11 protein-coding genes and 1 pseudogene are annotated in these 20,108 nt (G+C 39.9%); all 12 read right to left on the bottom strand.

What is annotated here, in order from left to right; genetic code table 11:
* Positions 1–124: 124 nt before the first annotated feature.
* The 12 genes and pseudogenes from QOL44_RS02155 to QOL44_RS02100 all read right to left on the bottom strand — a co-directional run bounded on the left by QOL44_RS02155 (position 125) and on the right by QOL44_RS02100 (position 19,630).
* Positions 125–1,831, bottom strand: coding sequence for an IS1634 family transposase (locus tag QOL44_RS02155; protein WP_045086734.1), 1,707 nt, complete (start codon positions 1,829–1,831; stop codon positions 125–127).
* Between the two features lie 570 nt (positions 1,832–2,401).
* Positions 2,402–3,127, bottom strand: a complete 726-nt coding sequence (locus QOL44_RS02150; protein WP_009059956.1) for an FkbM family methyltransferase — start codon at positions 3,125–3,127, stop codon at positions 2,402–2,404.
* Between the two features lie 188 nt (positions 3,128–3,315).
* Positions 3,316–4,936: pseudogene (locus tag QOL44_RS02145) on the bottom strand (IS1634 family transposase).
* 411 nt (positions 4,937–5,347) lie between these two features.
* The gene (locus QOL44_RS02140; RefSeq protein WP_009059826.1) at positions 5,348–6,205 is read right to left on the bottom strand and encodes a glycosyltransferase family 2 protein; all 858 of its coding nucleotides are present in this window, start codon (positions 6,203–6,205) and stop codon (positions 5,348–5,350) included.
* 80 nt (positions 6,206–6,285) lie between these two features.
* Complete coding sequence (locus QOL44_RS02135) at positions 6,286–7,236, bottom strand: class I SAM-dependent methyltransferase (protein ID WP_009059827.1); 951 nt, start codon at positions 7,234–7,236, stop codon at positions 6,286–6,288.
* A 30-nt stretch (positions 7,237–7,266) separates the two neighbouring features.
* On the bottom strand, positions 7,267–11,334 hold the full coding sequence (locus QOL44_RS02130; protein ID WP_134373124.1) for a FlgD immunoglobulin-like domain containing protein: 4,068 nt from the start codon (positions 11,332–11,334) through the stop codon (positions 7,267–7,269).
* A 41-nt stretch (positions 11,335–11,375) separates the two neighbouring features.
* Complete coding sequence (locus QOL44_RS02125) at positions 11,376–12,407, bottom strand: YCF48-related protein (RefSeq protein ID WP_228343229.1); 1,032 nt, start codon at positions 12,405–12,407, stop codon at positions 11,376–11,378.
* Between the two features lie 28 nt (positions 12,408–12,435).
* Positions 12,436–13,782 carry an MATE family efflux transporter gene (locus QOL44_RS02120; protein ID WP_009059830.1) on the bottom strand — a complete coding sequence of 449 codons (1,347 nt, stop codon included), beginning with the start codon at positions 13,780–13,782 and terminating at the stop codon, positions 12,436–12,438.
* Complete coding sequence (locus tag QOL44_RS02115; RefSeq protein ID WP_009059831.1) at positions 13,766–14,977, bottom strand: glycosyltransferase; 1,212 nt, start codon at positions 14,975–14,977, stop codon at positions 13,766–13,768. The genes QOL44_RS02120 and QOL44_RS02115 overlap by 17 nt, the downstream gene beginning before the upstream one ends.
* 229 nt (positions 14,978–15,206) lie before the next feature.
* Positions 15,207–16,598, bottom strand: coding sequence for an O-antigen ligase family protein (locus QOL44_RS02110; protein ID WP_009059832.1), 1,392 nt, complete (start codon positions 16,596–16,598; stop codon positions 15,207–15,209).
* Positions 16,558–17,595, bottom strand: coding sequence for a glycosyltransferase family 4 protein (locus QOL44_RS02105; RefSeq protein ID WP_009059833.1), 1,038 nt, complete (start codon positions 17,593–17,595; stop codon positions 16,558–16,560). Before QOL44_RS02105 ends, QOL44_RS02110 begins: the two co-directional genes overlap by 41 nt.
* Before the next feature lie 328 nt (positions 17,596–17,923).
* Positions 17,924–19,630 (bottom strand): IS1634 family transposase, encoded by a 1,707-nt coding sequence (locus QOL44_RS02100; RefSeq protein WP_045086735.1) that lies wholly within the window; start codon positions 19,628–19,630, stop codon positions 17,924–17,926.
* Between the last annotated feature and the right edge of the window lie 478 nt (positions 19,631–20,108).

Raw genomic sequence — 20,108 nt, 5'->3', positions numbered from 1 at the left:
CGAAAAATCTATTTCGTTCTGTTGCAATCACTTATGACGCAACGTTGCGGAAGATGGGTTAACCCATGTTTGGTGAAAATTTCGTAAGTTATTGATTATCAATGGTCTTTTTTTCAATGTGTCACTATGTGGGGGTTTTAGAGGTTCTTTTTTTGGGTTTCCAAGGCTCTAAGGAGCTGATTTTCAGGGCGGAAAGGATCTGACGCGCCTGTCGGTTTCCTGCCGTGACCCCGCGGTGTTTGGTGCCTCCAACCTCTGCCTCGACGACGTGGACGGTCCGGAGGTGAGTCCAGGCCTCTTCGGTGGAAAAGGGGAGCTTGGCAAGCTTTAGCTTTTTCTCCAAGAGTCGGTCAAGCAAGAAGGCCAAGGCGGCAACAAAGACATGGGCCTGGACCCGCTGGGGATCATGGTGATAGATCGGACGCATCTCTAGGACATCCTTTAGCTTCCGAAAGGCCCGTTCCACTTGGCTAAGCTCCTTGTAGGCACACACGGCCTCTACCGCGGAGAGATGTTTTTCTTCTGTCAAAATGAGGTACTTGCCTTCCAAAAGCTTCTCCTCTTCCAAGGGCTCTTGAGAAAACTCGAAGCGACCGGAAGAAAGACTCCAGCGGAAGTAGCGATGCCCATGATGGGCCGAGAGGATGCGCCCGGCAGCAGCTCCGATTTTCTCAGGATCTCGAAGCTCACCTTTTTCCACCCGCTTCGCCAGCTTCTCCAGCTCTTCCCGAATCTTCGAGACAGCTGCCTCCCGCATCGCTTGCTCGTAGGCGAGCCGCTCAGCACTCTCCACCACAAAGATCCGCTGCCCCGGAAGACGTCCCGGAACTTCGCAAACCCGGTCGTTACTTCCCGGAGCACAAGGTTGCCAGCAGCCCGCTTGCGCCTGGCAAAGATACTCTAGGACCTCCGGGCTTCTCCGCCGCCGAAGTCCCACCAAAAACCCATGGCCCTGACTCCAGAGAAAACCCAAGTTGGCCGTGCTCACCATCCCCCGGTCCCCCACAAAAACCACCCGCTGAAGTCCAAAACGCTTCTCTAAATCCTCCACCACCCTCTGTACCGTCTCTCCATCCTTAAGATTGCCTCGAAACACATGGTGGGCAATCGGCCAACCATTCACCATCACGACCTCCAAAAGAATCTGCCGATTGCCTCCCCGTCGGTCCCGACTGTACCCAAATTGAGCTAGATCCTCTGGCCCTTCTCCTTCAAAATAGCTGGAAGTCAAGTCGTAGAAGACCATCTCAGGCTGGAGGGAAAAAAGATCTCGCAGCCGACTAAAAAGCCCCTCTTCCAGCTCTTCCTTCCGTTGAATCAGCTCATCCAGCGTCCGATACCAAGGCCAAAGAAATCGATGGTCCACCCGCACCCGACCATTTTCCTTCCATATCGGCAGAATCCGTTCCCCCCTCCGATCGGGGACATAATCCGTCTCTAACCACTGAGCTAAGGCATGTTCGCTTCCTGGACAAATCAGCCGATGAGCCACCAAAATAAACGCTCTCTCCGCAAGAGAAAAAGCTTGCGACCTCTTACCAGATGCCTCCAAAAGCTCCGGAAACCCTAACTCCTCCCAAAGAACCCTAGCCACCAAGGTCTGCCCCCAAACCGCCGCCGATTTTGCCTCCCAACTTCCCGTCGTCTTCGGCGGCTCTCCTCTCAGAAGCTCCACAAGTCGGTCCACATGCGGAGCCAAAAGCTCCTTCCGGCCAAGATTGGCAATCGTCCGCTGCTTAATCTTCCCTCCATCGTAGTAGCTCTCCACCAGCCGAACATACTGGTCCACCTTCCCGCTTGGCCGCCGAATCGGCACGATCCGCAAAAACATGAAGAGACATTACTTCAAAACGCCAACACATGCAAGAATAATCGAGCAATAACTTAAAAAAAGTTATTCACAATGTAGCACTATGATTTTTGCAAAAATCGCTTCCTTTCCCCTGAAGCACCCCCAAAATTAGCCCATTTTCACTAAACATGGGTTAAAAGAAGCTTTAGATATGATTTATCATCACGGTCCTAAAGGGAGTTCAGGATTATGCCTTTGTAGCTGATCTGGCGTTCTTGCTTTGGCCTAATCTTAAAAAACTTGAAATCAGTCAACCTCCCATTTTCCACCAAAAAGGCCTTCGCTTATCTACATGCTACAAGAACGTCAAACACACTAAACACCGCGGTGTTACTGCAGTAAAAAGCCTAAAAACTCACATAAAAAAAATTGAAAAAGCCTTTTGAAAAACAATAAGTTATAAAAATTTCACCAAACATGGGTTATTAAGACGCCTTACAGCCCTTTATATTATGGTCTTGGTGTTTGGTATGGTTTACCAATAGTGTTTTTGATGGATAGATTTGTTGTTTTGCTATAACTGTTAGGTGAATTATCAACACTAAACTATTATTTTTTTCTTTCAAAGAAAAAATCACCTTGGATAGAATTTCCTTTTGAATTATAGACCAAGTTGTAAATTCCACGAAATCTAAAATGTTTTGAATACAAAAAATAGAGTATTTGATCAGCTAATGCTTGACCAATGTATAGTTCATAAAAAGAAGCCTCAACATAGATATATTGAAAACTCTCAAGAAGATTTTCACAACCTCTCAGTACCTCAAGTTCATATCCCTGTACATCAATTTTAAGTAAAGCTGGAGACTGAAGATCAACATTTTTTAACCAATAATCTAAGGGTCCAATTTCAACTAAAATCTCCTCTTTTTTGGCTGTTCCAGGAAAAAAATTATCTTGTAACCAGCTAATTGGAAGCAAAGAAGAAGAATCATCTCTTAAGGAAACATGCATTGGAAACTTACCAGCTACTGGTCCTATGCCTCCAGTAAAAAATATGACCTTAGGATCATCTTTAAAAAGAGCTTTATAAACTTTAGCTGGATTCGGTTGCGGTTCAAAGGCATAAATAAGAGCATTTGGAAAATATCGTCTAGCAACTAATGAAAATTGACCACGATTTGCACCAATATCAACAATTATCTCACAAGAAGGAATGTTTTTTAAAAGTGTTTCGTGTTCTATTCCGGCTGCGACTTTAAGAAAAAGACCTCTCCAATAGAAGGGTGTAGAAAGAATTTTAAGCAATTTATTTATTTTCTTTAGTGAAAACATTGTTATTGATGAGCGTGAGGTAATAATTTAGTTATTAATACAATCCAAAACGATTTTTGAACTGAATTAACCTTATTGTTGCATAATGAGTTTTCCTGCTAAGAAAATGGTCATTAAGAGTTAACCTATCTTCCGCAGCGTTGCATCATAAATGATTGCAACAGAACGAAATAGATTTTTCGTTCTGCCTACATTGCCCACTTGGGAGGAGAAGCGAAGAGGGAAAGCAGATCGATCTTTTGCAGCAAGGCATTCAACTCGGGGGGAATCTGAGAGAAGAGCCCGATCAGCGGTTGTCCTTTTAGGGAGAGTTTGACCAAGTGGATCGTCTGAAGATGCCGAAGCACCTTGGGCACCTCTTCGGTAAAGCCCTTGGCCACCCATTCGGCTCCGAGCCGCGCACTCATCCAGAAGGCCAGGAAGCAGATCCTTACATGGTTGCGGACTCGGGTCCGGTCGCCAGTGATAGACGGGATGGTCTTCCAGGTAACTCTTGAGCTCCGAGAAAGCAGCCTCGACCACATCCAGCTGCTTATAGTGGGTGAGCACCGCCTGGCCCGAAGCCTTGGTCGCTGGAAGATTGGTCTCCAAGAGATACCAGCCGCCCTTCGCCTCTTCTTCCTTGACCCGCTCCTGATCCAGTTTCCACCAGAACCGGCCGCTTGCGTCGACGCCGTACTGGAAGTATTTGTGCGCTTGGAGCCTCTGCAGCGCTCGGCCAACCCGGCTGCCGAGATTCACGGGATTCACCTGCCGGCGTGCCGCCTTCGTGATCTGGCGGAGCACTTCTTCTGCTTGAGCAATGCGGCTTTGCCGCCGTTCGCGGTCCCGCTGAGCCCGCCACTCTCCTCCCGCAATGACATAGCGCACTCCCTCCTGTTCAATCTCCAGTACCCGCGTCCGGTCCGTTAGCCAAAGCTGTCGGTCTTCAGGCAGACGACTGAGAATCTCCAGAAGCTTGGCCCGAGTCGACCAGGTCACGTACTCCAGCTCCATGCCAGTCAGGATCTCCAAGTTCCACCAACTCCTCATCCCCCCATCGAAGACGAAGGTCGCCTCTTGGATCCCAAACCTCCGTCTGAGCGTGACCAAGAGCCCCGTCAAGGTCGTGCGGTCCGCCCGATTCCCTCTCAGCACTTCCACATGGAACGGAATCCCCCGACCATCCGTAGCCACCGCCAGAAGAACTTGTCGCCGATCCTGCCGGTGATCCCGACTATAGCCATATTGCGCTAGTCCCTCAGGGCCCTCCCCTTCGAAGTAAACACTCGAAAGATCATAGAGCACCAGGCTCGCCCCCTGCGGCTGACTCCCTTGGTAAAGCTTCTTCTCAATCCCACTCCAACAGCCGTTTAACTCATCCATCGCCCGGTAGAGCTCGTCTTCATCCAGATCCTTCTCTTCGAGCCCACAAGCCTTGGCCAGAAGAGTCCCCCGCGCTTCCTCCCGAAGGACCAGCTTCGAGGAAGGAAAGAGAATCCGGCCAAAGATCATTGCCTTCAAAAGCCTTCGTTTCCGCTCCGAGCCAACACGGGCAAAGACTTCATCGAGGCCAAAGCGACCCCAGGCTTCTTCGAGAACGGCCAATCCTCCGTAATCAAGTGCCTCCTGGACTTCGAGCCCCTCTACAGGAACAAGACGCTTCTTTTGCAAGGCCGCCGCCAGCACTTCCCGAGCTTCTTCCGGCAATCGGGTCACGTTGGCGATCCGGCGTGTCTTCACCTGCTTCCCCACTCGGTAGGACTCTCGGACAATATAGGATCGATAGATCTTCCCCTTTTGACGTGTGCGGACCTCCTGCAAGTACATGCCTACCTGACTAACATATTTTCTCCACGATGCCAACAGAATAATAAATAATAAATAAATTATTGAGTCCTACACGAATATATATAAGTCATTGATACATCAACAAAATGGTCAAAAACTTGCGGAAGATGGGTTAACTCAAGGAATCATTCCTTTATTGTTTTTATTGCTAAAAAGCTATAACCAATAATCATACTAATTGATCTCCTTTAGCTCTTCTTAATAGATTGAATGACAATTGGATGATATCTACTTAACGTTGTGATCTATAATCTGGCTTATTCATAGAACTTCCAAATGAAAGGCATTTTCGATCTATGCCAATGTCTAATTTTCAAAAGCAAGGAATGCAGGACTGTATTATATTCTTAGACATAAAAAAAATGATACAAAAAACTCATAGATAAGAGGCTATTTCTTTTCTTGGAGATTGGGAAAGAATTGGTTCTTCTTAGATAATTCCCACAGTTTTGCATCTATTAAGAACCTGAACCAGAATGTTTGTAAGGTATAGAAAATCAAGCCTTCAACGCCATCAAGAAATCCTAGTTTGATAAAATACCTATAAAAAAATAATAAAAACGGCCGAATAAAAGGTGGAAACTTATAATAAAGTTGCTTTAACTCTTTTTTTCGTTTGATAGGACTTCCTGGAGCCCATTTGTATTCATCTTTTTTCCCAGCAGCCCTTAACCAAATTTCTTCGACTTCCAGGTCAGACCATCTATTGTGTCTTTGAATCCATTCCTTTAATTCCATTTGAATATCATCAATCATGAATCCTTGGAGCTTAGCAGTTTGTCCTTCAACATAAAAATGCTGATCATAGAGACGATCTTCACAGCGGCCTTTCCCTCTTCGAAAAAGTCTAAGATGCCACGTTGGAAAAATACCTCCATGCTTGAGTATTTTACCTAAAAATCTTACTACCCTGGCTATATAATAACCGTCGAACTGATCTTGCAAGTACAAAGAAGGTTTTTTTAATTGTTCAATTAGTTCAGAAGTAAGTCTTTCATCAGCATCTAAGTGTAGTTCCCAAGGCATCTTAAGTGGTAGATTTTCAATTGCCCAGTTCCTCTGTTTTGCATAATTTTCAAAAGGATGTTGGGTTATGTGAACTGGATAAGAGCTTAAGATTTTAATAGTTCCATCAGAGCTATAAGAATCCACCACATGGACATCATTTGAAATAGCAAGCGAAGATTCAATTGTAGGAATAATAGTTTTTTCTGAATTATATGTTAATATTACAACAGAGAGATACATAATAAATAAATTTACTATCAATACAAGTTTAAAAGAAATTTGAATTATGTTAAAACTAATATGGAAACATTCATTTTTTTTTACTTTTTAATAATTTTTGGTTTTAAAACAAACAGCACTTGATTAGAAAAAATCTCTTCGTCTGAATAAACTTTAAGTTCTTGTCGAATTTCTGGATTCAACCATTTTTTGCCTAAATCTGGATATTTAACTCGTTCTTCAAGAATATCAAAATATTGGCTAAACATCTCCCGGTATTCTTTTCGTGTTAATTTGTTAAGAAAAGTATTAGGCTGAAATCTTTTTTTCCTGAGATGTTCCCATGGCTCACTTTTCCTTTTCATATTAGAATTAACAACGGGAGGAAACCACTCGGTAAGATGGCCTCCACAAATTCCTGTAAAAATATTTGGTCGAATTAAAGCAATACCAGAAGGATCAAGCCAATGAACCATTTTAAAAATCAATTTTTTTAAGGAAGAAATTTCTATATGCTCAAAAACATCTTCAGAAATTATCAAATCAAATAAATGAGAATCAAAATCTAGTTCTGAAGCATCACAAATATAAAGTTCATCCTGAGAGAATGAAAATGTTAGTTTTTTTCCACGCAACTCGACAGCTTTTTCTAAGATTTTTCTTTCTGTAATATCAAATAAGTAAAATCGAATAAAAGACTTAATAGCTCGTTCAAATCCGTTCTTCTTCCATATATTAATGACTTCAGAAATTTTACCATATAAAAGTGGTGAGTCTAAATCAACTCCTTTAATCTTTGCCCCATAACTTTTTAACAAGACCATTCTAAGAGGACGAGGGCCAAAGCCAATTTCTAAAATCCGTGTGTTTTCAATTGGCTTTCCAGAATATAAAAGGAGCAAATTTTTATATTCATTTAGATCTTTAAAAAGTCCTTCTACTTTTTTCATCCCTTTTGGTTCTAAAAGACGTAATCGAAAGATATTGAATAGTTCTCTTATTTTTTCTTTAAAACTTATTGACGCTGAAGAACTAGTCTGAATTTTATTCATTATAAATAATTGAATTCTTAATAAAGAAATTTACTTAATTATCAATTTTCCCCATTCTTTTGGATCTATTGCTGATTCTATTGATAAATCATTTATCATACCGGTGTTTTTATTTGACCAAAACATTCTAAGAGCATCAGTTGTGCCATTTTTATCAGAATATATTATTCCAAAATCCCCATAATACGTTTTTCCTGGGATGAAATAAAATCCAAGTTCTTTCAGTGGGATTGCAGCATAGAAGCTATATTTATCTGTTTCCTTCTGTAAGTTAATATTGCAGTTTTCAAGAATTGACACTTTATCAACATGGGTAGTCCCAATAGGTGAAGAAAATAAAAAAGGATTTTTTGTTCCTGCAACACGATACTGATAAAGTATGCCTATAGGCTTCCCTTTATAAATCGAAATAAGAAGCCTAAAATCTCCTTCTCTAACTGGTTCGCTTATACTACGCATTTTTGTCCCACATTCAAAAACTACTGCGTCTCCAGTTTTGAAAAGCTGAAAAGGATTTTTCCCATTATTAATCATTGGGGTATCATCCGAAACATCCTTGAATCCAACATAAAGATATTGTTGATCAAAAGTTAAACTTGCGGAAGCCTTATGAAAAGCATCAAAGCCCCACTGGGCCACTGCTTCTTTGAAATTCCACTGGAAAAGGTCAGCCCTTGGAATACCATCCCCACTATGATAAAGAGGCCTAATTATTAAAAAAGGCCTCAAATCATTGTTATCTCCTGACAAACCGATTTTTTTTTCATTAGAAGAGACTCTAATGGCCTGTTGTGGGAGTCTTTGTACCGTCTCCAATCCTTCTATCTTGGCTATTACCGAACACTCCCTTGCATCACTTACTGGTCCAATTATATAAAACTGGTTGTCGATAGGATTTCTAAAAAATTGTCCTCCGAAGCTTTCTCCTCCAGCAGAGTTCATCGTGATTTCCATGCCGCGGACTTGATGCTGAGGAAGAACGTCTGGTCCTCCTCGAGCATCTTTAAAGATGCTTCCAATATACAGACCATCAGTTGTAAAGAAATATCTTTCTCCCAAATTTCCTGAAAGACAAAAAATCTCTCCGACATTTTCTAAATTTGCTGATCCAATCACATAAAGTGGGCCAACTAATATTCCAGGATTGGCTCTTGGGGCTGAACTACTTCCATGCACTCCTGACCAAGGATTTGGATAACGCCAAAGCAATTTTCCTTCTTGAGTAAACATTTCTAGTGGATTGTGATTGATAAGGATGTTCCCCTTTAAATCGCACCATCCTTGTGGATCATCTTCTACTGGTAATGGGTTAGACAAAGCAAAAATTCTTTTAGCATCTTTTAAGGAATATACTGGAGCTCCAACGCTATTGAATCCTTTGCAAGGGAGTTTCCATACCGCAACAAATTCTCTGGTTTGATTAATCCAAAAAGTTGACAGATCTGGACCAATTACAGGTGCCCACCATGCTCCTTTAAAGGGAGGCCCTCCCACTTCTTCTTCAGAAAAAATATCTAATTCATTTTCTTGGACAAGCCCATCTCCATTCTGATCTATCCATAAGAATGAATTATGTAGAGGAAAGCCCCTTTGTAATGATTCAATTTGTAAAGGAATCCACAACCCTGGGCGACCATAAAAGTTCCCTAGTTGAACAGCTTCCCAACCACTTCCATTAAATATGACAGGGTATTTTCTTTTAGCCCACTCTAATTGGAGAGGTTCAGAAAAGAGTTTGTTTGAAATCAGCTGTGGTAGTTGGTAGTTTTCTGTTAAAAAGTAAGTGAGAGTCCCCATTGCAGATAAAGGTCTAGCCGAACCATCTTCGTTCAATTCTGATATACAGAGCGAATTTTTAAATCCACTGACAATGAGCTTTCTATTGCCTAATGAAAAAAATTGATGATACATCTCCGCGCCTAATCCAAAAAGAGCATTGGTTTTTGTAGAGCGCCACAAAGTACTATTTACGCGCCATAATCCTTTTTGCCAGTCAAGATCTACTTTGTTCGCCATTACAATGGCTTCTGAGGGATTGGAAGGATTAATATTACATCCCATAGCCGCATAGTAGGTTGAACCACAATATTCTGTTAGAAAGTCTCCGTTCGATGCCCACACACTAATTCGTCTTGGAGACCTGTCCCATTCTACAACCCATAATCGATTTTCTTTGTCTATACAAATCCCAAAAGGAAGAAACATCCCTCGAGGATCGTAAGAGCCAATAAGAGGCCTTCCCCCTTTTTTCCCAATCTCCCGTAGAAATACTCCTTCTTTAGAAAAAACTTTCACATTCATGGCTCTGCCCCAATCAGAAATGTAAATTTGGCCCTTCTGATCTACTGCAATCCCAATGGGAGCTTCAAGCTCAGTGGAAATAAATGGAGTAATGTTTCCTTCTTGATCAATCTTAACAACCCCACGGCCACTGATCGCATAAAGTTGTCCATTAGGAGCTGTAACTATTCCAGTGGGTTTGTTAATAGAAAGTGTGTTGATAAGATTGCCTTCTTCGTCTACGATAAGAATTTTGTTTTCGAAAAAAAGAGAACAATAAATTCTGTTTCCCGAAGAAGCTACTCCCATTACCTGCCTTTGACACCATGAAGCATCCAATGCCCCATTTTCAATCGCTTCTCCCTCTGGAGTTTTAGGTGGAGGAGGTTTGGATGGATCAAAATGATAAATGATCTTATAAGGATTATTGTCCTTAAATAAAACAGGTTCTCCATTTTCAGCGTTAAAACGAACAAGCCGAATTTCTCCTGGTGGAATATCGTAAGGGGGTATTGATCCACCAACAACCATATAAAGGTATGGCCCTAATCTAGTAAGCATTCCACCAACCATTCCTCCATTCCCCCATTTTTTGTGTCCATTCAAATCAAGAGCCATAACAGTACAGGCTCCCTCTGCCATGGCGGCTGAAACAAAAATATTGTTTTTATCAGAAGTTATTGAGAGAGGATTTTCATGATTGGATAACCAGCCTCCCCGGCCATCAGGAGTTAGCCAGGGAGGATCTCCAGGATTTCCAAAAGCAAATTCGTAACGGAGTTTGAAAGGCTTATGAAAAATACCTCTTAGGTAATATTCTCCAGAAGGCACCTTAATGCCTGCCTCATCTTTTCCATCCCACCAGTCAACATTTCTTCCAGCTTTCCTTGGAACATCACTAATAAGGTTTCTGATTCTATTGCCCTTGTTGTCTTCTATTACAAGGCTTACATTTCCATCAGAGGGCAAATTATAGGTAATTTGAATATTTCCATATGTATAGAACTGTTGAACATCTTTTCCTTCATTTTTTTCATTACCCTGATTAATACGAGAAAGATGGCCTTCTTTTGAAAATACGATTTTACCCCAAGCTAATGGATTGGTCCAAAAAAAAGACCGTCGGGGATATTCTGGATTTACTAAATCGGCGTATCTGTGTTCTGGCCAGTTTTTACTTTTTTGGCTGCCCCAAAAAAATTCAAGTCCACATAAAAGATTTAATTTCTCAAAAGAAACGTCATTCAACGAAGAAATACCTAACACTTTCCAAGGAATGGCCATTTCTTGGCAATAGCCTTTTGCATCCTTATTTTTTTTGAAAGCAACTTGTATTCCCATTTTTCTTCCATCATTGACATCGGCTGATTGGCTTGCTTCGTCCCACATCCCAAAGTGAAGACTAACCCAGGGCAGTTGTTTTGGAGTATAATACCAGGAAGTAATATGGACTATTGTAGACTCATTCTTTAGTCGCAGCTGAACCGCATCTCCTTTCCATCCTCCTTGAGGATCAAACAAAGGGTCTATCCAATTTTCCATTGGAGTAGGATCCTGAAAGCAAAATAAAAAATAAAGATAGTTTTGATCGTACATGGAAGCTACTTCAACGGAATAGGTCCCTTTAAGAGTGGAAAGATCATAACAACAAAGAATCTTTCCAGAAAGATCCCATTCTTTTAAGTCACCATCAATTTGAATAGTTTGTTGTGCAGGAACAGAAATAAGCACATGATTGTCTGTTTGCTGGCTAAAGAGTGAACAGGGAATGAACAAAAGAAAGGCTACTATAAACCAGAAATAAAGATTTAAAACCATTATCATTGAGCTATACATAGGCAATAGCCATTTCTTTTGATTTAATGATTAGAAATCACAATTAAATCAGTGGCAGCGGGTAGCGTTGGGCAAAACCCAGCTCCCCAGATATTTCTATAGTTTAACCCAAAAAGAGCATTAATCTGTTTTGCGCCAGAAAGAACAAGTTTCCAAGATTTCCCTCCGTCTTCTGTCATAAACAAGGATTCAGCAAGCATTAGGTAATTACCATTTTGAACGGCAGCATAGCCTCTTCCAAGCGGATCAAACCACAAAGCAGTTACTGGTCGATTAGTTGGAAGTTGATAAACTTGCCAGTTTTCTCCTCCATCTTCTGTGTAAAGAATCTTTCCTCCATCCAGTCCAATCCAACCTTTCCAACTGGTAGCAAAGAAAAGAGAATAAGGATAAGAATTGATTAAGGGCAAGAGGACTTCATTCCATGTTTCACCTGAATCTAGACTTTTTAGTAGATAAGGAGTTGGCCGTTTTGTACCAAGAAGATAGATTACAAACCCATTCTTTTCTTTTACATCTCCAGGAATAGCTATTTTTAGAGAGCCAAAGAAAGTCCTTTCTTTCCAACTTTTGCCTTGATCAACACTCCAATGGCTAGCAAAGTCATTACAAAGAACGAATCGTACCGGACCTTTACAATAGAGATCTCCATACCCTTGAAGTTTTCCAGGCAGAATTTCTTCCCAAATTTCTCCATCATTGGTTGAATGCCAGAGCCTGCCCCATGCCTTTCCATGGCTTCCTTCAAGTAGCCAAATCTCCCGAGGCCCAGTTAATTGAACATGATACCAGCCTCCTTCATGTTTTACTTTTTGCCAACTCTTTCCTCCATCCTTAGATTTATATACTCCACCGTAACCACAGGTCCATCCTATCTGGTCATCCCAAAATTGAATATCGAGAAGCTGTCCTGTAAAAGATCTTTCCTTTTCTATTCCCTGTGTATTGGTTATAATAAAATCATGAGACGACTCGTCTGTGTGTAAGGAATCAGATACAGGCAGTGGACATCCCTGCCACAAACCAAAAGAAAAGCAGGGAAAGATTAGTTTCAATAAAAAAAAATTATTAAGATTAATCTTGTCATTCTTTTAAGCCATGTTTATTTCGGATAAAAGAAACAAATATCAGAATAAAAATAATATCTATAAGTACAAGAAAACTTCCATCAACTATAAGCAATAAAGCGGCAGATTTTGGTTGTAGAAAAGAAAAAATGAGGATTTTTCCAGCTAATATCCACGAACTGATGAATCTATGATTTGCTTGTCCCCATGAAGAAAGAATAATATCCAATAAAGAGTATATGATACCGAAAAAAGCCGTGATTAAAAAAATAATAAAAGTATTTGGATACTCAAACACATAATGATGAAAATGTTTACTACCTATTATATAAACTCCGTAGAGGAAGAATGATAAAAAAGGATACACAGATGCAATAAAAAAAAGAGATTTTTTTGCTTTGGAAACTCGTTCCGTAACATCACGAATGAGTCGTAATCTTCTTCCTATATAGTTATTTATCGGACCAATCGCCAACATAAATATTTGATTACATCTTTGAAAAATAGAATAAATTGCAACCACTGTATCTGTAGCAAACAATGCACCAAATAATGTTCCACTCCAATGAACCAGTGAAAGCAAAACATTGGTTTGAAGGGAAGGGAATACGAATTTCCATAGCTCCTGCCGAATATTATGAGGGATAGGTGCATTACTATTTAAATTGTTTGTTAAAAGTCTGTTTTGTATTTTCCTTAGAAAACTTCCAGACAGGAACCATCCTAATCCGTAGGCAACCAAGTCCAAACTTAGAAGGGTTATAAGGTTAACTGGGTATCGAATAAAATATAAAATGATGATCAAAAAAACCAGTCGAAATAAAGGACTAAATGTTTGCAGCCAACTATAATGATTAAACCGCCCTAGAGCATATAAAAAAGAAAGACAAAAGGATTGACGAGTTTGGAATAAGCCTACTAGAAAAAAAGAACTGATTAATGCTAAAGGAATTTCTTCAAAAAACTTTCCCTTATTATGAAAAAAATATATTATCCCCCATAATGAAAATCCCATGACAAGAAAAATGCGGAGGGAAAGTCGTAGGCTTTCTTTTTTATAATTCTCAAAATGTATTTTGTTATTAGCATCTTGGGCAGCTAGAATTTGTATTGCTAAAGAGATTCCTCCATCTGTCCATGCATTAACAAGAAACGAAATAGCCTGGGCAATTGCATAGGATGCAAAAATATTTTTTGGACACTTAGTTACTAACAGAAATATACTTATGGCATTAGCCAGAGAGACAATACCTGAAGAACTCCATAAATGAATAAGAGCCGGAAAGTGTTTTTTGAGTAGTTGAATCAATTTATCATAAAATTGTAAAGGCGAAATAAATTTAATACTATGTAGTTGATTCACACTTAGATTTATATTTTTTGATAATTTCTATAAAGGATTCTTCAAGTTTTTTTGCAGTATTTTCAATAGAAAAAAGATTTTCAGCTATTATTTTTCCATTTTCTCCCATTGTATGCCGGAGGGTATCATCGCTTAATAGTTCGATACATGCTTTGGCTATTTCTTGCACATTACAAGAGACCACAATTCCAGCATTTCCTTCTTTAACCTCTCTCCAAATGTTTACTTTATCAGATATAATCACAGGGATGCCTGCAGCCATTGCTTCCACAACGGCTATCCCAAAGTTTTCTGTATAAGATGGCAAAATAAAAACATCGGCATCAGCTAGAAGCGCTTTCTTTTTTTCCCCAGTAATCATTCCTGTAAATATGACGTTTTTTTCAAGATTGTATTCATTGATCCATTTAGATACCTTTTTCCCATAACCCTCATTATCGGGTCCTGCAAGGATAAGTGTTACATCTTCATGTTTTTTTATAATTTGAGAAAAAGCGGGTATAAGGAGATTTAGTCCTTTTTTAAAATTAATTCTTCCAAAAAAAAGTAAGATTTTACTTTCAAAGAGATTATACTGTCGTCGAAAATGTCCTTTTGAAAGATATCTGTATTGTTTAACATCAATCCCCAGTGGAATTATTATTCCAGGAGATTTCAATTTCAATGGAGTTACTAATTGTTGTTCTTCTAAGGAAGTAAAGTGAATTGCTGAAGCATGATTGAGATTAGGAAAATCAAACAATCTTTCATGAGGAAATTTTATCCAGCGTTTTTTCTTAAATAAAAAAGGATCAAGTGAACCATGTGGATTTATCACATATGGTATTTGATATTTACGAGCATAGTATGCAGTTATGGTAGGTGGGAAACGATATAATGAATATATATAAATTATATCATATTTTAATATTGTTTCTGATAATGTTTGTTTTAATGGTATAGAAAAGTAATATTTTCTTAATAATGAAATAGAATGAAAAGTTAAAGAAAAATAAGATATCTCATATCCATCCTTTTTTATATTTTGATATGTCTGATTTAAAGGAACTTTGAGCAATGAATCATCATAATCATTGGTAGTATAAATAGTGACTTTGTGACCTCGGTCTGCTAAAGCTCTGGCTTGATTAAGGCAAGCAACAGTAGGACCTCCATGACGAAAAGAAAGACTACAAATGACTTTAAGAATATGCATACACAAATAAGAAATTAATTAATAATGTATTTTTGTATAAAATAGAATTTCTTTTAACTTAATGCCTTCTGTTTATCAAAAATATGAATGATTATCTTTATTATAAAAAAATAATTCTAGAAAATTGTGATAAGAAACCATAACAAATTAAGATTCAATTTTTTTTGAAAAAAGGAATATAACCAATGGTTTTCTTATATATGCAAGGCTTTGTAAAAAAGAACTATGATTATAACATTGTTCGAAATAAAGTGTTATAAGGTCTCTCAGGAGATGATGTAGGAATAATCCGAGAAGCAACTAGACAAAAACCGGTAAAGATCCATCCATAGCCGTTTGCTGTTCCTTGAGATGTAATTTGACCATTGAAAAGAATTGGGCCAACAAAAGAATATAAAATAAGGGGCAATGGATTTTTTAATATTGCTGTGGCTTTCCAACATCTTAATCCAAGATAAATAACAAGGGAAAATCGATAAGCTAAATAAAGAAGTCCAAAGAGAGGTCCAAGTTCATAGATGTTTCTACTCCAATCATCTTCAACATATAGAGATTGTTCTCCTTGAAGAATGGTATAAGCATTTCCAGCGGTACCAATACCAAATCCTAAAAATGGTACATTATCCATTACATCAATAAATCTTATCAGATCACCTGCAATCCGTTCAAGCATGAGATATCCACCCTCATTTTCACTCGCTCCAGTCCATCTTTCTTGCATTGCTCCAACAATATTAGAAAAAATTGTCAAAGAAAAAAAGACACTTACTATTGCCATAATAACAAGAACGATTATAAAATTGATTGATTGTTTTATTAAACCAGATCTAAGACCAGCAATTAGAGAGCCAACTAATACTAAAAAGCATAAAATAAAAGCCATTCTACTTCCTGAAACTAATATGTTAACAAGCACGGCTCCTCCTACTATCCAAGTTAAAAATCCTTTAAGGAATTTTTGATTTTTATTTTTAAACAACAGGTAAATAAAGAATCCTAGGCAGCTTGCTATAAAAAGTGACAGGCCTAATACAAATGTGAAGGTTCCAGAAGCACGCTGAATTTCACCATAAACTCCAAGATTTTTATATGCTAATTCTGGATCTTGTGCAAAACCAGCATTAATTGGAGAATCACTAGGTGAAATAGTTTGTAAAAAGCAGAGAGGAGCCATTGGAATAGAATAAAGTAATGTCCATTTTGCCACTTTATCTAACTGTTCCTTTGAAAGAGCCCTTTCCATAAGAAAAGGTAAGGGAATATACAAGAAATAATTTCTGAATCCATAAAATATAAAAACAGGAGAAATTTCTTCAAAAAATGCTTCGTATACAGCCAAAAGTAAAGCAATAATGGCGAAAGATAAACCACCTAAAAATAAAGGATGAGGTCTTGACCATAAATTTAGTCTTAAACCAAGCCAATAAGCCCAGATCACAAAAGGATCTCTAATAAAAAAAAGAACCCTCCCAAATTCAGGAAAAATCCATTTTCTTAGAATCCCTTCGGTTAAAAGCAAAACATAAATGATAATAAGAATCCTGGTTAGCAGCTGCTTCTTTTTTCCAAGAAACTGAGGATTACACGGTGGATTTTTCAAATAAGATTTTTTGAAGTACATTATAGTAATTTTCTCCAATGGTTTTTCTTGTATATTTTTTCAGGTGTTCTTTTGCATGAAATCTTAATGAATGGAAAAGCTCTGGATTCTTAATGACCTCTTTAATTTTACTTGCTAATAGATAAACATCTCCATTTGGATAAGTAAGTCCACAAGGTCCAATGGCTTCCTTAAGACCTCCCCTTTCACTCCCAATCACCACACAACCTGAAGCTATGCCTTCAAGAGCAACAATACCAAATGGTTCATCGTAAATAGAAGGGACGACTAAAATCTTATGGTTCTTCATTAAGTCGGCAACTTCTTGCTGTGTTTTGGGACCTAATATATCAACCCTTTGCTCCAGATCATTGGCTTTTATAAAGGCCATCAGATTTTCCTCTTCAGGTCCATATCCAACAAAGCTAGCTGTAAGATCAATTTTTTCTTGTTTTAAGAGCATCAAGGCTTTCAAAACATCTATTGCCCCTTTTCCAGAAACCATTCTTCCAACAAAAAGGAGATCCTTCGGACGATTTTCTTCTTTAGGCAAAGAAAATAGGCTATCATCAAAGAGATTTGGAATAACAATTGTTTTAGCTTTATATGGAAGATGATCTACGATGGCTTGGCTCACTCCAACAGTGATTTTTGCTTTTTTCAGAATCCACTTATGAAAAATGCCTTTGATTCCTTTAAAAGAAAGCCAATTCTGAATTATTATTCCATAAGGTTTGTTTAAGAGGGCAGAAGCCCAGCAAAGTTTGATTGACAAATGGTTATGGAGTATTACATCAGCATTGAAAGTGACTAGAAGAATGTTAAAAGGATTAATTGTTCGGATCACTTGATAAGGAAACTGTTCTTTTCCTACATGAGGCGTAGAGGTAAGAACAGAGATAAATAAATCCTTTTTTGCTAGTTCTTGAGCTAAAACTTGAGCAAATGTTTCCATTCCTCCAATGTGAGGCCAAAAATAATAGCTTGTGAATAAAAGTTTGAATTTTTTTTTATTCATTATATGTAAGTTTAAATAAAACCGTATTTTTTGATAAACACATTAAAAGCATAGATTGGTTGGAAGATTACTATACTTTTATCCCAGTTTTTTTCTTAGACTCATCCTTAATAATTGTTCTCATACAATCTCTTAGCATACTAACATTATTTTTGGGATAACAAACCCTATTTCATCATTCTTCACTAAATCTCTGTACTTCCAAAAATTCTAAAGCTATGGCAGGAAGGTTCATAATCATAGCTTTGTTGACACAAGTCTACTAGCCCATGTTTGGTGAAAATTTCGTAAGTTATTGATTATCAATGGTCTTTTTTTCAATGTGTCACTATGTGGGGGTTTTAGAGGTTCTTTTTTTGGGTTTCCAAGGCTCTAAGGAGCTGATTTTCAGGGCGGAAAGGATCTGACGCGCCTGTCGGTTTCCTGCTGTGACCCCGCGGTGTTTGGTGCCTCCAACCTCTGCCTCGACGACGTGGACGGTCCGGAGGTGAGTCCAGGCCTCTTCGGTGGAAAAGGGGAGCTTGGCAAGCTTTAGCTTTTTCTCCAGGAGTCGGTCAAGCAAGAAGGCCAAGGCGGCAACAAAGACATGGGCCTGGACCCGCTGGGGATCATGGTGATAGATCGGACGCATCTCTAGGACATCCTTTAGCTTCCGAAAGGCCCGTTCCACTTGGCTAAGCTCCTTATAGGCACCTACGGCCTCTACTGCGGAGAGATGTTTTTCTTCTGTCAAAATGAGGTACTTGCCTTCCAAAAGCTTCTCCTCTTCCAAGGGCTCTTGAGAAAACTCGAAGCGACCGGAAGAAAGACTCCAGCGGAAGTAGCGATGCCCATGATGGAGCGAGAGGATGCGCCCGGCAGCAGCTCCGATTTTCTCAGGATCTCGAAGCTCTCCTTTTTCCACCTGCTTGGCCAGCTTCTCCAGCTCTTCCCGAATCTTCGAGACAGCTGCCTCCCGCATCGCTTGCTCGTAGGCGAGCCGCTCGGCACTCTCCACCACAAAGATCCGCTGCCCCGGGAGACGTCCCGGAACTTCGCAAACCCGGTCGTTACTTCCCGGAGCACAAGGCTGCCAGCAGCCCGCTTGCGCCTGGCAAAGATACTCTAGGACCTCCGGGCTTCTCCGCCGCCGAAGTCCCACCAAAAACCCATGGCCCTGACTCCAGAGAAAACACAAGTTGGCCGTGCTCACCATCCCCCGGTCCCCCACAAAAACCACCCGCCGAAGCCCAAAACGCTTCTCTAAATCCTCCACCACCCTCTGTACCGTCTCTCCATCCTTGAGATTGCCTCGAAACACATGGTGGGCAATCGGCCAACCATTCACCATCACCACCCCCAAAAGAATCTGCCGATTGCCTCCCCGTCGGTCCCGACTGTACCCAAATTGAGCTAGCTCCTCTGGCCCTTCCCCTTCGAAATAGGTGGAAGTCAAGTCGTAGAAGACCCTCTCAGGCTGGAGGGAAAAAAGATCTCGCAGCCGGCTAAAAAGCCCCTCTTCCAGCTCTTCCTTCCGTTGAATCAGCTCATCCAGCGTCCGATACCAAGGCCAAAGAAAGCGATGGTCCACCCGCACCCGACCATTTTCCTTCCATATCGGCAGAATCCGTTCCCCCCTCCGATCGGCTACATAATCCGTCTCTAACCACTGGGCTAAGGCATGTTCGCTTCCTGGACAAATCAGCCGATGAGCCACCAAAACAAACGCTCTCTCGGCAAGAGAAACAGCTTGCGGCCTCTTACCAGATGCCGCCAAAAGCTCCGGAAACCCTAACTCCTCCCAAAGAGCCCTCGCCACCAAGGTCGGCCCCCAAACTGCCGCCGATTTTGCCTCCCAACTTCCCGTCGTCTTCGGCGGCTCTCCTCTCAGAAGCTCCACAAGCCGGTCCACATGCGGAGCCAGAATCTCCCTCCGCCCAAGATTGGCAATCGTCCGCTGCTTAATCTTCCCTCCATCGTAGTAGCTCTCCACCAGCCGAACATACTGGTCCACCTTCCCGCTTGGCCGCCGAATCGGCACGATCCGCAAAAACATAAAGAGACATAATTTCAAAACGCCTACACATGCAAGAATAATCGAGCAACAACTTAAGAAAAGTTATTCACAACGTAGCACTATGTTTTTTTGCAAAAATCGCTTCCTCTCCCCTGGAGCACCCCCAAAATTAGCCCATTTTCACCAAACATGGGCTAGTTTCAGTTGTTGAAGATAAAACTAATAGATTAGACGCAATAAAACCTAGAAATTCTAACTAATTCAGAAAATTATTATAATTCGTTTTATATTTTGCCATTTATCCCTTGTAATTTCAAGATATTATCTATTGTCTATCTCAAAAACAAGTCTTAACTTTGATTGCAAAGAAACTTAAAATAAATTTCTAGAGGAAGGCATTTTTATTTTTTCATACAATTTTCTCTTGAATAACCCCATCATCATTTCTGCTTAAAAGAAACTCTTTTATTAATTATTTTAAATATAACTACAAACCAATATCTTCAGTAATATACAA

The sequence above is a fragment of the Candidatus Methylacidiphilum fumarolicum genome (assembly GCF_949774925.1).
Classification (GTDB): Bacteria; Verrucomicrobiota; Verrucomicrobiia; order Methylacidiphilales; family Methylacidiphilaceae; genus Methylacidiphilum; species Methylacidiphilum fumarolicum.
Note: the sequence above shows the minus strand (reverse complement) of the source record. Positions and strands in the feature narration are given on the sequence as shown.